The organism is Pseudomonas sp. Irchel 3E19 (genome assembly GCF_900187585.1).
GTDB lineage: Bacteria > Pseudomonadota > Gammaproteobacteria > Pseudomonadales > Pseudomonadaceae > Aquipseudomonas > Aquipseudomonas baetica.
This window is the reverse complement of sequence record NZ_FYDT01000084.1, coordinates 1-14,290: the sequence shown is the minus strand read 5'-3', so window position 1 is coordinate 14,290 and position 14,290 is coordinate 1. Positions and strand designations below refer to the sequence as shown.

Annotated in this window: 14 protein-coding genes, 1 tRNA gene and 1 pseudogene; 12 read left to right on the top strand and 4 right to left on the bottom strand. The window is 58.0% G+C overall.

From position 1 onward, the window contains the following. The first annotated feature begins 155 nt into the window (after positions 1–155). The 12 genes and pseudogenes from CKW18_RS28785 to CKW18_RS28730 all read left to right on the top strand — a co-directional run bounded on the left by CKW18_RS28785 (position 156) and on the right by CKW18_RS28730 (position 10,144). Positions 156–440 carry a DUF3077 domain-containing protein gene (locus tag CKW18_RS28785; RefSeq protein ID WP_095191873.1) on the top strand — a complete coding sequence of 95 codons (285 nt, stop codon included), beginning with the start codon at positions 156–158 and terminating at the stop codon, positions 438–440. Next, on the top strand, positions 437–703 hold the full coding sequence (locus CKW18_RS28780) for a short-chain dehydrogenase (RefSeq protein WP_095191872.1): 267 nt from the start codon (positions 437–439) through the stop codon (positions 701–703). Before CKW18_RS28785 ends, CKW18_RS28780 begins: the two co-directional genes overlap by 4 nt. 188 nt (positions 704–891) lie before the next feature. After that, positions 892–1,064: pseudogene (locus tag CKW18_RS28775) on the top strand (type II toxin-antitoxin system ParD family antitoxin). Positions 1,065–1,267: 203 nt separating this feature from the next. Further along, positions 1,268–3,991, top strand: a complete 2,724-nt coding sequence (locus tag CKW18_RS28770; RefSeq protein WP_095191871.1) for a hypothetical protein — start codon at positions 1,268–1,270, stop codon at positions 3,989–3,991. Between the two features lie 404 nt (positions 3,992–4,395). Next, positions 4,396–4,680, top strand: coding sequence for a DUF3077 domain-containing protein (locus CKW18_RS28765; protein WP_095191870.1), 285 nt, complete (start codon positions 4,396–4,398; stop codon positions 4,678–4,680). Beyond that, positions 4,677–4,943, top strand: coding sequence for a short-chain dehydrogenase (locus CKW18_RS28760; RefSeq protein WP_095191869.1), 267 nt, complete (start codon positions 4,677–4,679; stop codon positions 4,941–4,943). The genes CKW18_RS28765 and CKW18_RS28760 overlap by 4 nt, the downstream gene beginning before the upstream one ends. Positions 4,944–5,120: 177 nt before the next feature. Next, positions 5,121–8,225: a YncE family protein gene (locus CKW18_RS28755; RefSeq protein ID WP_095191868.1), complete on the top strand. Its 3,105-nt coding sequence runs from the start codon at positions 5,121–5,123 to the stop codon at positions 8,223–8,225. Between the two features lie 410 nt (positions 8,226–8,635). Further along, positions 8,636–8,920, top strand: coding sequence for a DUF3077 domain-containing protein (locus tag CKW18_RS28750; RefSeq protein ID WP_095191867.1), 285 nt, complete (start codon positions 8,636–8,638; stop codon positions 8,918–8,920). Beyond that, entirely contained in the window at positions 8,917–9,183 is a 267-nt protein-coding gene (locus CKW18_RS28745) for a short-chain dehydrogenase (RefSeq protein ID WP_095191866.1), read from the top strand. The genes CKW18_RS28750 and CKW18_RS28745 overlap by 4 nt, the downstream gene beginning before the upstream one ends. Positions 9,184–9,438: 255 nt before the next feature. Next, positions 9,439–9,684: a type II toxin-antitoxin system ParD family antitoxin gene (locus CKW18_RS28740; RefSeq protein ID WP_095191865.1), complete on the top strand. Its 246-nt coding sequence runs from the start codon at positions 9,439–9,441 to the stop codon at positions 9,682–9,684. Continuing rightward, entirely contained in the window at positions 9,671–9,967 is a 297-nt protein-coding gene (locus CKW18_RS28735) for a type II toxin-antitoxin system RelE/ParE family toxin (protein ID WP_095191864.1), read from the top strand. Before CKW18_RS28740 ends, CKW18_RS28735 begins: the two co-directional genes overlap by 14 nt. A gap of 30 nt (positions 9,968–9,997) precedes the next feature. Beyond that, positions 9,998–10,144 carry a hypothetical protein gene (locus tag CKW18_RS28730; RefSeq protein ID WP_256587120.1) on the top strand — a complete coding sequence of 49 codons (147 nt, stop codon included), beginning with the start codon at positions 9,998–10,000 and terminating at the stop codon, positions 10,142–10,144. Between the two features lie 222 nt (positions 10,145–10,366). Here CKW18_RS28730 and CKW18_RS28725 read toward each other — a convergent pair. From CKW18_RS28725 to CKW18_RS30745, 4 genes are all read right to left on the bottom strand, one after another. After that, positions 10,367–10,462: transfer RNA gene (locus CKW18_RS28725), tRNA-Sec, on the bottom strand. 5 nt (positions 10,463–10,467) lie between these two features. Further along, the gene (selB, locus tag CKW18_RS28720; RefSeq protein WP_095191863.1) at positions 10,468–12,384 is read right to left on the bottom strand and encodes a selenocysteine-specific translation elongation factor; all 1,917 of its coding nucleotides are present in this window, start codon (positions 12,382–12,384) and stop codon (positions 10,468–10,470) included. After that, positions 12,381–13,793, bottom strand: coding sequence for an L-seryl-tRNA(Sec) selenium transferase (selA, locus tag CKW18_RS28715; protein ID WP_095191862.1), 1,413 nt, complete (start codon positions 13,791–13,793; stop codon positions 12,381–12,383). Before selA ends, selB begins: the two co-directional genes overlap by 4 nt. A gap of 275 nt (positions 13,794–14,068) precedes the next feature. Further along, positions 14,069–14,290, bottom strand: a 222-nt coding sequence (locus tag CKW18_RS30745; RefSeq protein WP_170947292.1) for a hypothetical protein, incomplete at its 5' end; no start/stop codon positions are given.

Genomic DNA, 14,290 nt, shown 5'->3' with positions numbered 1-14,290 from the left:
TGGAAAAACGCTATGAATCAGTTTGCGATTTTGTACGGAGATCGATTCATCAGGTCAAACTGGTGAAATGAAGGCCTGCCTAACGGCAGGCCATTACCAGCCCGCACACAAAAAATCTGACACTCTCGTTCTCTGACGTCCAAGAGGCTGCACCCATGACCGATCCAACCACAACCGCAACCCCCTTCACCCGCTGCGACCACGTCGACCACCACCTCTTCGCCGTACAACCCGGCATCCCGCTACTCGACGCCCTCGAACACGCCTCTGTCTACCTGAGCTGCGCCGAAGCCCTCGCCCATCAAGCCCCCACCGCCACCCGCCCGGAACACTCCGGTTCACTGCACTGGGCCAGTCAGCAAATGCTCGGTACTGCTCGCGCGTTGCTGCAAGCGTCGATCGAGGGTTTGCAAGCCGCGCAGGCTGGGGGTGAGGCATGAGTTCGCACATTTCGATGACGCACAACGAGGCCAGCATTGCGGTATTGCTGGTCTCCACCGAGGCGCCGCTGGATGTGTTGCACGCCAGCGCCGCGAGTCGGTTTTTGGCGGTGACGCAGATGATGGAGAGTCTGGCCAGCCTGGATATCACTTCGGCCAAGGGCGCAGATGTGCCGCAACTGGCGCATGCGGCGGCGATGTTGTTGCGTGATGGTTGTGATGTGATGGACGTGTTGGGGCGGCAGATTCGCTTGCGGGTTTGAGTTAAACCCGGACGCCCGGTGGGTTACAAAAACTGTGGGAGCCAGCCTGCTGGCGATAGCGGTGAGTCAGTTGTCAGTGATGTTGAAGACCGTTTGCACTCGCCAGCAGGCTGGCTCCCACATGAAAAGCAAATCGAAGGGATGCATTCATTGACTACCCCACAACGGTGTAATGTCAGGGAATACCGATGCTCGACACCAACGAAAGCGAATACATACGTGATCTGATTCGTCGTGAGCAGGAGCGCAACGCTGAGCTTGAAACGATCCGCGCCGCGCTTTGCGAAGGTGAGTCCAGCGGAAACCTCGCCCCTTCAATCCCGAGGCGTTCAAACAGAGGATGTTGAAAGCACAAGGCTGAGTATCGCCTTACACCTGCCGCCGAAGGTGACCTTGAGGCCATCTGGAGTTATACCGCCGTAGTGAATACCGCATCTGCAATGTAAAACACCCTCTACCATTCGTCTGAAACACTAACGCACCTGTCAGATCTGACAGGTGCGCAATTTGTAGAAAAGCGCTTTGATCGACCCTGCCCGTCCTTACCCCGCAGGAGTCGCAGACGTGACCACAACCCAGACACCCGACAACACCGTGTTGGCGCTCTACCCACCCCGCGCTCCTGAAGCGACTACGCCGATAATTGGCGCACATTATGGTGTACCTAAACACGTATATGACCTCAAACCCATGGGCCTGACCATTGTCGTCGATCCTCTGCTGGATGGTACCGTCAATGCTGGCGATGTGATCCGCCTGATCCTGAACAACGCCAGTATCGAAGCGACAAAAACCATCCAGCCTGGCGAGGAAAACGCCGAACATACGCTGTACCTGCCCAAAGGCCTGTTGCTACCCGATCGCGACAATACGCTCGTTTACAGCATCGCCCGCGGCAGCCAGAACATTGGCAGATCGACGCCGGAATTGACCTTGTGGTACAACGCCAAACGCCCCGGCAACGAGGATCTCACACCGGGTGACGGCGCCCATTCAGAACTGCGACTGATCCTCCCGCAGGACGTGATCGACGACGGCATTGATGCCGAGCGCGCCAAACAAGGCGTGCAGGTGTGCTTTGCCTACCCCTACTGCCGCGCCTACGACGTGATCCGGTTGAACTGCAACGGCCAGGACGTCGTGCGAACCGTCACTGCCGCTGAAGCCCCGGCTACCCCTTCCGACGAGCCGACAACGATTTGCGTGATGGTCGGGGAAGATGTATTCCAGCGGGCGGGGGACAACACGAAGTTCGTCTTTTCCTACACCGTTCTCGATCAACTCCTCAACGGACCGGACACTGACTCGCCGTACTCTGGCAGGGTCGAGATCGATGTGCACCTGAAGGAAACCCGACTGGTCGCCCCCGATCTGGCCGAAGACCCGGACGATTGGAGCGATGACCCGAAAACCATCAGTCTGGCCAAACTCGGCAGCAAGGATCTCACCGTCCTGGTACACGCCTTCGCGCCGAGGTGGCAACCCAACGACAAAATCCGCGTGACCTACACCGCCACCAAACCTGGCGCCCCCGTGGTGTCGCACACCGTCGAGGCCGATGTCGGGCGCATTCCGTTCACCTACAAACTGATGGTGCCCAATGCCAAGGTCATCGCCGGCAGCGTGGCGCGGGCGAAATATGAGCTGATACGCGGCGGCGACATCATTGCTACATCCAACACCGCCAAAGCGACCGTAACCGACGCGGCCCCGATCCAGCTGACGCCAGTCGTACTGCTCGCTCCGGCCACCAACCCGATTGATCCGCTGAACAATTCAACAGGCGTCACGGTGCAAGCAACGTACCTGCAAGCCTTGCCGGGCGACAAGGCACAGTTGGTGATAGCCGGTGCCCAGCCATTTCTGCCAGTGACGCTCAACCCGAACAAACAAGCCGACTTCAGACTTGACGCGAAATTTCTCGCCGAGCGGCTTGGAAGTGATTCCAGAATCATTTGGCAATTGATTCGCGACGACAAGGTGATTGCCGAATCGCCGGAGTTCATACTGACCGTCAGCGCAATCAAACCTGAAGACCCACGGTTTCCGATCCCGACCATCATTGCCGTGAAGGATGACAGAACTCTGAATCTGGGCAGCTTTGCCGGTGGCACCCGGATGCTCGTGGCGCCGTGGCGCTTGATCGCCGTGGGGCAACCGTTCTGGGCCTGGTGCGAAGGCACCAACAGGAACGGCGCGACAGTGACGGAGGAGATTCATAACGGCGTGCCGATCGGCAGTACCAACAACCAAGGCGGACCGGTGTCGCGTGAGTTTCTGGATAAGCTGGCGGATGGTTCGACGATCAGAGTGTATGTGGCGGTGAATCTTGATGGGGTGGTGGATCGGGCGACAAGAGTGGTGTTTCCGGTGCGCAGTTATACCGTCAAGGCTTTGGAGGATGTGAAACCGACCATCGAATCGGCGAAGGACTCCAAGGGAGGGGATATTGCCCAGAACGGCACGACGACCGACACCACAATCACGCTCACCGGCACCGCGAGTAAAGGCCAGAGTGTCAAGATCCTGGACGGCACCACAGACCACGGCGACGCCATCGCGGATGCCTCAAGCGGTGTCTGGACGAAGACCATTACCGGGTTGAGTTTGAAGGCTCACAGTTTTACAGCCAAAGCGTTGTATGGCACGGGGCAGATTTCTGGAGCCAGGGCTTTGACTGTTGTTTCCAGACTCGTTGTGGATATGACACCGCTTTTACTTAATGGACTGAACATATCGATGGGTTTTACTGGCAACATGTGGCCAAGAAGCGGGAACGACCCCACGGGTACCTCAGCTACACGCGCTGCGATAGGTGGCCTCCCGCCTTACACCTATGAGTCTAGCGATTCGAGCATCGCGTCCGTCGACGGCAAAGGGACCGTGAGAAGTGAGGGGAACGGCTTAGCTACAATTATCGCTAAAGACAGCTCAGGGCAATCAATAACCTACAACGTAACCACGAGCAATGTCTCCACCTACCTCACCGGCGGGCCCATACGTTGCGATAATTTCGATTCATGGGTCCGATCCGTCGGGGGTAAAGTCATCCCCAAAAGCACACTCGACACACATATCCCCATTCTCAACATAAAATACGTCCCAAGTCCCCCCCAACCCGAGTGGGGCTATTACTTTTATGTATCACAAGTTTCCCGGGATGGGAGCGGGAGATACTGGGGCCAACCGCTCATGATCACAGGGCAGACCTCCCCAACGTTCAGTGCTCCTTCGACACTGATCGAACAAGGCACTTTTGTAAGCCGTGCATTTTGCCAAAAGCAGTGAAAGGGAAAAGGGGGCGCATTTATTCAATCGTGCTCGCGGTGTGCCATTCAGCCTCACTGCTGACTGACACACCGCTTTCGCGAGCAGGCTCGCTCCTACAGGGGATTGTGGCAATGGCTCAAGGGTTGTGGCGGTTGACTGCCCTGCCCGCGCTCCCTATCCTCGCGCCTGTCACGACTCATTCGTGATCGGGTTTGACGGCTCGGCGGTTTTTAAGGTGTGCATTGTTCTCCAACTTTGCTTGCGCGCTCGCGTGCTCGAAACAAAGTTAAATGGTGACTGTGTGCGGGGCACTTTCGAGTGCGCCGGGTACCTTAGACCGGTCCGTCAACCTGCGCACAGTTGCCACCTATTCGTTTGACGGCGACCAAGTGGCAGCTCTTGATGACTAAGGAGCTACACCCATGACCGATCCAACCACAACCGCAACCCCCTTCACCCGCTGCGACCACGTCGACCACCACCTCTTCGCCGTGCAACCCGGCATCCCGCTACTCGACGCCCTCGAACACGCCTCTGTCTACCTGAGCTGCGCCGAAGCCCTCGCCCATCAAGCCCCCACCGCCACCCGCCCGGAACACTCCGGTTCACTGCATTGGGCCAGTCAGCAAATGCTCGGCACTGCCCGCGCGTTGCTGCAAGCGTCGATCGAGGGTTTGCACGCCGCGCAGGCCGGGGGTGAGGCATGAGTTCGCACATTTCGATGACGCACAACGAGGCCAGCATTCCGGTTTTGCTGGTGTCCACCGAGGCGCCGCTGGATGTGTTGCACGCCAGCGCCGCGAGTCGGTTTTTGGCGGTGACGCAGATGATGGAGAGTCTGGCCAGTCTGGATATCACTTCGGCCAAAGGCGCAGATGTGCAGCAACTGGCGCATGCGGCGGCAATGTTGTTGCGTGATGGTTGTGATGTGATGGATGTGTTGGGACGGCAGATTCGCTTGCGGGTGTGAGTTAAACCCGGATGCCCCCGGTGGTTAACAAAACCTGTAGGAGCCAGCTGTCAGAGCACCTCGCTCAACACCATTTGTCGGAAAACCGCCCGCACCTGTCAGATCTGACAGGTGCGCAATCCCCAATAAAACGCTCTGATAGCTCCTGCCCGGTCCCACTATGCAGGAGCTTTTTTCATGACCAACTCGACCCCACCCGGCAACACCATCCTCGCGCTCGCCTTTCCAAGATTGGGCGGCATGACCGCGCCGGTCAATGACGCTCACGGCGGCATGCCGAAGAAGCACACTGATGAAGTCAAGGACGGTAAAGGCGCGTATGTCTTTATCGATCCGCCGTTGACGGGCACCCTGAACCCTGGAGATCTTCTGCAGATTTGGAAAATGGGCGATCTGGCACCGCTGGACGGTGTAACCATCATTGATCCAGACGCCGTTACGATCTTGCGTATTCCCAATGGTCGGCTGGATCATGACCGCCTCAACTACCTGTACTACACCATCAAGCGCGGCGGCGGTAATATCGGCACGTCCACACCGCCGCTCGAAATTCTCTACAACCGTATCCGTCCCGGTGGTGTGCATCGTCCGGGTTCCTCCGCTGGCGGTCATTCCGAACTTGAATTGCTGCTGGACGACCTTATCCAAAACGGCATCGGCCCCGACTTCGTCAGCGCTCAGGTGTGCGTGTCCTACCCCTATTGCCGCGCGTACGACACCATCCGCTTCAATTGCAACGCGCAATTCATGCACATCAAGGTGACACCGGATCAGGCGCCACCCCCGCCGAATCCCGGCTCAGGAGTGCCCACCAGAATCTGCTTCACCATCGACCGCGCCTTTCTCGACAAGGCGAAAGGTCAAGACCAGAAGCTGCATTTTTCCTACACTGTGGTCGACCAGCTTCTCAACCCAACTGACCCCGCCGCAACAAATTCACCGACACAGGTAGTGGACGAAGATCTGGATGGTAAGAGCTTGCCTATGCCGCTACTGCTGGAGCGGCTGGAGGAATATCCCGGTGATGATTTAGGCAAAATCGAGCTGGCAAAACTGGCGGGTAATCCGCTGAAACTGGTGGTGGTCACAGCGGACAAACGCTTTGTCGTGGGCTATATCATCGAGGCCACCTACACCGCAAAACTCGACGGGCAACCCGATGTGGTGGTGACGGTCAGGGGCACTGTCGAGGCCGATCCGTTTGGGCAGAAAAAGCTCTGCATTCTTGAAGTGGCCAACGACAAGGTTATTGCCAATAGCATTGTGACGGCGAGCTACACCCTGACAACGCCCACGGGTGACTGGGTGGGCAACTCGATCGTGGCCAACGCAACGGTCACAGCCGCGGCCCCGATCCAGCTGACGCCGGTCGTACTGCTCGCTCCGGCAACCAACCCGATTGATCCGCTGAACAATCCAACAGGCGTCACGGTGCAAGCAACGTACCTGCAAGCCTTGCCGGGCGACAAGGCACAGCTGGTGGTCGCCGATGCCCAGCCATTTCTGCCAGTGACGCTCAACCCGAAAAAACAAGCCGACTTCAGACTTGACGCGAAATTTCTCGCCGAGCGGCTTGGAAGTGATTCCAGAATCATTTGGCAATTGATTCGCGACGACAAGGTGATTGCCGAATCGCCGGAGTTCATACTGACCGTCAGCGCAATCAAACCTGAAGACCCACGGTTTCCGACCCCGACCATCACAGCCGTGACGCATGACGATACTCTGAATCTGGGCAGTTTTACCGGTGGCACCCGGATGCTCGTTGCGCCGTGGCGCTTGATCGCCGTGGGGCAACCCTTCTGGGCCTGGTGCGAAGGCACCGACAGGAACGGCGTGACCGTGACGGAGGAGATTCATAACGGCGTACCGATCGGCAGTACCAACAACCAAGGCGGACCGGTGTCGCGTGAGTTTCTGGATAAGCTGGCGGATGGCTCGACGATCAGAGTGTTTGTTGCGGTGAATCTTGATGGGGTGGTGAATCGGGCGACAAGAGTGGTGTTTCCGGTGCGCACTTACAAGATTGTTACTGCACATACCGCATTAACGTTCACCAACGCACCGTATGAGGTCGTTGCGAAAGGAATGCTCGGCCCCGTTGATATGCTGCTTACCCGAGATGGTCTCCCGCTGGCAAATGCAACGCTTACCCTGACCCTTCCACTAGGATTTCAATTTCCGAGCGCGGGCGGCGGTAGCCGTGACTTCACCACTGATGCGAAGGGGATGGTGTCTGTTACAGGGATTACGGCTTCAGAGACGGTAGGGAGTCATGAGTTGGTCGCCAAGAGCATGGGGGCCAGTGACGCGGCGGCATGGGTGAACGTTTTAGCTGAGGGGCCTGTGGGTTTTATAGATGTAGGTGGTCCGCAATATAATATCGTCATGACGAAAACGGGCACGCACCTTTATGTTGCTCTCGATACAGAAATTGTGGAAATCAAAACTGCCGACAACCGTATAACAGGCAGAATTGCGAAAGGCGGCTCTATTTATTTTTATGTAATGCTGATTACGCCTAATGGCGAAACCATTTACGGTTGCAACGCGGAAGGCATATACGTTATCGACACAAAGGCCCGTAAAGTTATAAAAATAATTGCAGCCAGGGCCGTCTGGATGGCTTTAAGCTCAGATGGAAGATACTTGATAGGCTTGTATCAATTTGATCCTTTTATAAGCTTTATAGATACCGCCACGAACGAAGTTGTACGTAAAATTCCCATCCGGAGCGATCTAGTTATGCGTGCCGGTGTGGTTTTATTCAATCATGATGGCAGTAGAATTTACTATGTATCTGGTCCGCCGGCAGGAACAGCATCTCTACTGGCCGTTAACTCACAGACCGGAGCACTAATTGGTTCTTACGCATTCGGCATTACCAGAGGGTTTTATTCGCTATTAAATCTTGAGGGCAGACGAATATTCGTTCATTTTTACAACGGTGACAATGCCCCACAAATCGTCATGGAGATTTCTCTTGACAGCCTGCAACCATTGCAATTAATCAATATCACTCATCTTTCAAAAGGCGCAACTAGCAGATTAGCTGCGTTCTCCCCCAACCATCTACTGATCACAGATAGCCTGTCAACGCATGGCACGCTTTACAATATTAAATCTGGAAGAGAGGACGGTCATCTTGATATAAGCAGCAATTTAAGGCCACAACTAGCCTATACTGTCGATTACAAGCGTTTATATATATGCAATAGATCTAGCCGCATTCTTTCTGTTGTTGCCACACCTGAGCATGTAAGTTCCGAAAACAAAGAATAAGAGGTAAGTAATAAGTCAATGCATTTCTTTAATCGTGCTCGCGGTGTGTCATTCAGCATCATTGCTGACTGACCCACCGCTTTCGCGAGCAGGCTCGCTCCTACAGGGGATTGTGGCAATGGCTCAAGGGTTGTGGCGGTTGACTGCCCTGCCCGCGCTCCCTATCCTCGCGCCTGTCACGACTCATTCGTGATCGGGTTTGACGGCCTGCTTCTTCACTACGCGTATAGCCTTTCTATGCTCGTGCACTTGTGTGCCCGATGCATTTTTTATGGCGACTGTGCGTGGGGCATCTTCGGATGCGCCGGGTTAGTGAGGACCGGTCCGTCAACCTGCGCACAGTTGCCACCCAATTCGTTTGACGGCGATTTTGTGGCAGCTCTTTTTGGCCCTGAAAGAGTTTCCTCACCATGACCGATCCAACCACAACCGCAACCCCCTTCACCCGCTGCGACCACGTCGACCACCACCTCTTCGCCGTACAACCCGGCATCCCGCTACTCGACGCCCTCGAACACGCTGCCGTCTACCTGAGCTGCGCCGAAGCCCTCGCCCATCAAGCCCCCACCGCAACCCGCCCGGAACACAGCGGCTCACTGCATTGGGCCAGTCAGCAAATGCTCGGCACTGCCTGCGCGTTGCTGCAAGCGTCGATCGAGGGTTTGCACGCCGCGCAGGCCGGGGGTGAGGCATGAGTTCGCACATTTCGATGACGCACAACGAGGCCAGCATTCCGGTTTTGCTGGTGTCCACCGAGGCGCCGCTGGATGTGTTGCACGCCAGTGCCGCGAGTCGGTTTTTGGCGGTGACGCAGATGATGGAGAGTCTGGCCAGCCTGGATATCAATTCGGCCAAAGGCGCGGATGTGCAGCAGTTGGCGCATGCGGCGGCGATGTTGTTGCGTGATGGCTGTGATGTGATGGATGTGTTGGGACGGCAGATTCGCTTGCGGGTGTGAGTTAAACCCGGATGCGCGGTGGGTTACAAATACTGTGGGAGCCAGCCTGCTAGCAATAGCGGTGAGTCAGTTGTCAGCTATGTTGAAGACCGTTTGCACCCGCCAGCAGGCTGGCTCCCACATGAAAAGCAAATCGAAGGGATGCATTCATTGACTACCCCACAACGGTGTAATGTCAGGGAATACCGATGCTCGAAACAGCACCAATAGTATGATAATTTCCCCGCTACTCATCATTTCTCTAGAGGTTCAATCATGGGCACCGTGCGAAAAACCATCACCGTGACTGACCAGCAAGACAACTGGATCAAATCCCAGATTGAAGCGGGGCATTACACCAACGACAGCGAATACATACGTGATCTGATTCGTCGTGAGCAGGAGCGCAATGCTGAGCTTGAAACAATCCGCGCCGCGCTTCGCGAAGGTGAGTCCAGCGGAAAACCTCGCCCCTTCGATCCCGACGCGTTCAAACAGAGGATGTTGAATGCACAAGGCTGAGTATCGCCTTACACCTGCCGCCGAAGGTGACCTTGAGGCCATCTGGCGTTATACCGCCGGCCAGTGGGGACTGGAGCAGGCCAATCGCTACATTGACATCATTACCGCAGCATTTACCCAGTTGGCCGAGCGCCCGAAAACAGCCCCGGCCTGTGATGATATCGGTACCGGATATCGACGCTGCAGTGTCGAGCGGCACATGATTTACTTTCGAATCACGTCCTATGGCATTGCGATAATCCGGGTACTGCATGATCGGATGGAGGCGCAGCGCAACCTTTGATGTTTTGCCACTCTGGGTACTACATCGTGAATGATGATGAAAAGTCTGGCCAGTCTGGATATCACTTCGGCCACAGGCGCAGATGTGCAGCAACTGGCGCATGCGGCGGCTATGTTGCTGCGTGATGGTTGTGATGTGATGGATGTGTTGGGACGGCAGATTCGCTTGCGCGTGTGAGTTAAACCCGGATGCCCGGTGGATTGCAAAACCTGTGGGAGCTGGCTTGCCAGCGATTGCGCAAGATCATTCAACATTGATGCTGGATCTGACGCCGCCATCGCGGGCAAGCCCGCTCCCACAGGGTCTGGTGTTAACCCAGCTTACGCCGGGCTCTTGCTGACCACTTGGCGAGGGCAGATTCGGTTTCGAGAAGGGCGAAGGTTGTGCTTTTGCGGTAATTGGCGGAAGGCAGCCGGAGTCGAACCTGCCCGGGAACGGATGCCGTCCCCAACCGGGTTTGAAGCCCGGCCGCGCCACCGGGCGCGATTGCCTTCCTTGAATCAGGGTGTGTCACTTGTGGCCAACGCGTTGTCGGGGCGGATCAGGCGGGATTCGCCGATGCGTCGCGTGAGGCCGATGCGGTCGAAGTATTCGAGGTACTGAATACAGCGTTTGCGTCCCAAGCCTAGCGCATCACGGAAGGTTGTCACCTGGATCTGCGGATTTTCCCGGGCCAGTTGCAGCAACAGCGTCGCCATTTGCCGCAGCCGCGTGTCGCTGAGAAACAGGTCGCGCACCACTTGGTGCATCAAGCCCAGACGCGCCAGTTTGCGCAGGAGCAGCCGCACAACGGCATCGTCCTCGCCGACCGAGCTGGCCACATCGCGCACCCATGGCGGATCGAATTGCGCCTGTTCGAACAACGGTTGCAGTTGTTGCCACAGGGTTTCGTCTTCGGCATTGAGGCGAACCTGATGATCCGGCAGATGCAGCCACGGCCCGCTCGCGTTGATTGCACTCGCGCTGCGCAATTCATCCAGCAAGCTGGCGAAGGTCGAACGCTCCACAGACAACCCGCTGAAGCGCCGCAGACGGTCGCGGTCCGGGCCCATCTGGTCGGGTTCAAGCTCATGGAAACGAGCCAGTTGCTCCAGCAGCATGAATTTCAATTGCCCCCAACGTTGTAGGTTGAACAGCACCGTGCCTTGGCGAGTGTCGATCAGGCGCACGTTTTCTGGCAGCGACCAGCCTTGGCGCGGTCGATTGAACTGGCGTTCCAGGCGTTGCGGATCGAGGCCGCCGGCGCTGTGGTTGAGCAGCACCGGCAATGCTTGTTCAAGGCTTGCGCTACGCGCCAAGGTCTCCAGTTGCGCCAGGCGCTCGGGGCTTCGTCGGTGTCGCGCCGGGGCAAACGGGTCGAGCACCTGGCCACCGCCGAGGGTGCGTTGGGCACTCTGGTCGCGCAGGATCAGCCGGTCGCCTTTTACCGCGTGTACCGGCGCGTTGCTCAGCAGTTGCGCGAACATACGCGAGCCTGGGTTCAGGCGCGCACCTTCCAGCAAGGCGACACGGGCGATCACGTCTTGCGTGCCGAGGTGCAGGTGCACCGGGTGGAAGTGTTCGAAGGGCCGTTCGCCCGGCAACAGTTGAAACTCGATGTCGAGCCGCTGAGTCGGTGCGTGCAGCCATTCGGCCAGCAACCATTGGCCGCGATGGATCTGCTCCAGCGCCAAGCGTTCGCCGCTGATGTTCAGCGCCACCCGTTGCCCGGCGAAGGCCTGGGCGGCGGGTTGATTCTGCGCGTGCAAGCCACGCACCCGGACGGTTTTACCCAGCGGCGCCAAAACCAGTCTGTCCTCGACTGCAACAGTGCCCGACAGCGCCGTGCCGGTGACCACAATCCCGGCGCCGGCCACGCTGAACGCGCGGTCGATGGCCAGACGAAAACCACCCTCACGACTGCGCTCAAGCACCTCACGTTGCATCTGCAACAACAGTTGCCGCAGCTCATCGACGCCCTGCCCGGTTACGCTCGACACGGCCACTATCGGCGCTTCGGCAAACGGGCCGCTTTCCAGCAAGTCCAGTACTTGACGCTGAATCTCCTCCACCCTGCCCGCCTCAACCCGATCACATTTGCTGACCGCGACGACTGCCCGTGGAATGCCGAGTAATTCGACAATCGCCAGATGCTCGCGGGTCTGCGGCATCACGCCGTCATCGGCGGCGACCACCAGCAACACCAGATCGATGCCATGCGCGCCGGCGAGCATGTTGTGGGTGAATTTTTCGTGGCCCGGCACGTCGATGAACCCGGTCAAACCCGCCCCCGCTTCCAGCTCGGCGTAGAGATAACCCAGGTCGATGGTCATCCCGCGCTCGCGTTCCTGCGGGCGACGGTCGCCGGTTTGCCCGGTCAGGGCTTGCAGCAGCGAAGTCTTGCCGTGGTCGATGTGCCCTGCCGTGCCGACGATCACTGAGCGACCTGCAAGTGCGGCAGTTGCGCCAGCCACGCCGATTCATCGTCGAGTTGGCGCAAGTCCAGCCATAGCGCGTCGTCGTCAATGCGCCCGAGCACCGGGATGGGTAAGGCCCGCAACGCCGCTTCGAGGTTCAGCAAGCAGCGCCCGCGCAAGCGTTTGGACACCTGCGGACGCAGGCACAGGGCGGCACTCGGCAACCGCGCCACCGGTTGGCTGCCGCTGCCGATCATGCCCAATGCCTGAACCGCGCTGACCTGCCATGGCTCACCCAAGACCTGCGCCATCGCCGGTTGCAAACGAGCGGCCTGCGCGAAGATGTCGGCTTGCGGACGGGTCAGCAGGCGCAAACTGGGCAAGCGCTCGGCCAGCCGATCGGGATCGCGATATAAACCGAGCACCGCTTCCAGTGCGGCCAGCGTCAGTTTGTCGACCCGTAACGCGCGCTTCAGCGGGTTTTTCTTGATCTTCGCGATCAATTCTTTGCGCCCGACAATCAACCCGGCTTGCGGCCCGCCGAGCAACTTATCGCCGCTGAAGGTGACGATGTCTGCGCCATCGAGCAGCGCCTGACGCACCGTCGGTTCTGCCGGCAAGCCCCACCGCGTTAGGTCCAGCAGACTGCCGCTGCCCAGGTCCTCCAGCAGCGGCAAGCCATGCCGATGGGCCAACTCAGCCAATTCAGCTGTGGGCACGCTCGCGGTGAAACCCTCGATGCGGTAATTGCTCGCATGCACGCGCATGATCAAACCGCTGCGCGGGCTGATTGCCGCCTCGTAGTCCTTGGCATGGGTGCGATTGGTGGTGCCGACTTCGTGCAGACGCACGCCGGCGCGGGCCATGATGTCGGGGATGCGAAAGGCGCCGCCGATCTCGATCAGCTCACCGCGAGAAATGATGCCTTCCTTGCGCGCGCCAAGGCTGTTGAGCGTCAGCAGCACCGCAGCGGCATTGTTGTTGACCACGGTGACGGCTTCGGCGCCGGTCAGTTCGCGGATCAGGCCTTCGATCAGATCGTCACGATCGCCGCGCTTGCCGCTGGCCAGATCGAACTCCAGATTGAGCGGATAACGCGCCGCCATTTGCACCGCATCAATGGCTTCGTCCGGCAGCAGCGCCCGCCCCAGATTGGTGTGCAGCACCGTACCGGTCAGGTTGAACACCCGGCGCACGTTGCTGCGCTGTTGCTGGGCCAAGCGCTCACTGACGCGGCCGGCGAGCACTTCGGGACTGATTTCAACGGCCGACAATTGCCCGCTCAACACGTCTGAACGCAGTTCATCCAGCAACTGCCGCAAACGGCTCAACAACGCCTCACGACCATAGCGATCGAGCAGCGGCAGGCACGCCGGGTGACGCAACAAACCATCAATGGAAGGTAAACGCAGGGCACTGCTCGCAGACATCAGCCACTCCCGAAAACAAAAGACTGTCCGGTGTCCAGGTACAGCACACCGTCAAACCTGTGGGAGCGGGCTTGCTCGCGAAGGCGGTGAATCAGCCTCTGATGAGGTAACTGACACGGCCCCTTCGGGAGCAAGCCCCCTCCCACAAAAAAATCGCCAGACATGACCGGACCTGTGGGAGCGGGCTTGCTCGCGAAGGCGGTGAATCAGCCTCTGATGATGCAACTGACACGGCCCCTTCGGGAGCAAGCCCCCTCCCACAAAAAAAAGGTTCTTCACGGAATCCCGGGAAACACAGAAACAAGAACGCCGATTTGCTTGATGATGTTCGTGCGAGCAAACACATCTAACAAACCGGCGTTCTTATGCGCGATATTAATACTTTCCTTCCTTTTTGGGAGGGCTTTTCTGTCGTCACGATCAAGCCTGATGGTGATGCCCTCCAGATCGATCTTACACCCCACGCCACCCGATTCCCTTCCTGTGGTGGGTGCCAA

What these genes read in the sequence shown, in the direction of transcription:
- CKW18_RS28785 (WP_095191873.1), top strand. Translation starts at nt 156, where the DNA reads ATGACCGATCCAACCACAACCGCAACCCCCTTCACCCGCTGCGACCAC.
- CKW18_RS28780 (WP_095191872.1), top strand. Translation starts at nt 437, where the DNA reads ATGAGTTCGCACATTTCGATGACGCACAACGAGGCCAGCATTGCGGTA.
- CKW18_RS28765 (WP_095191870.1), top strand. Translation starts at nt 4,396, where the DNA reads ATGACCGATCCAACCACAACCGCAACCCCCTTCACCCGCTGCGACCAC.
- CKW18_RS28760 (WP_095191869.1), top strand. Translation starts at nt 4,677, where the DNA reads ATGAGTTCGCACATTTCGATGACGCACAACGAGGCCAGCATTCCGGTT.
- CKW18_RS28755 (WP_095191868.1), top strand. Translation starts at nt 5,121, where the DNA reads ATGACCAACTCGACCCCACCCGGCAACACCATCCTCGCGCTCGCCTTT.
- CKW18_RS28750 (WP_095191867.1), top strand. Translation starts at nt 8,636, where the DNA reads ATGACCGATCCAACCACAACCGCAACCCCCTTCACCCGCTGCGACCAC.
- CKW18_RS28745 (WP_095191866.1), top strand. Translation starts at nt 8,917, where the DNA reads ATGAGTTCGCACATTTCGATGACGCACAACGAGGCCAGCATTCCGGTT.
- CKW18_RS28740 (WP_095191865.1), top strand. Translation starts at nt 9,439, where the DNA reads ATGGGCACCGTGCGAAAAACCATCACCGTGACTGACCAGCAAGACAAC.
- CKW18_RS28735 (WP_095191864.1), top strand. Translation starts at nt 9,671, where the DNA reads ATGCACAAGGCTGAGTATCGCCTTACACCTGCCGCCGAAGGTGACCTT.
- CKW18_RS28730 (WP_256587120.1), top strand. Translation starts at nt 9,998, where the DNA reads ATGATGATGAAAAGTCTGGCCAGTCTGGATATCACTTCGGCCACAGGC.
- selA (WP_095191862.1), bottom strand. Translation starts at nt 13,793, where the DNA reads ATGTCTGCGAGCAGTGCCCTGCGTTTACCTTCCATTGATGGTTTGTTG.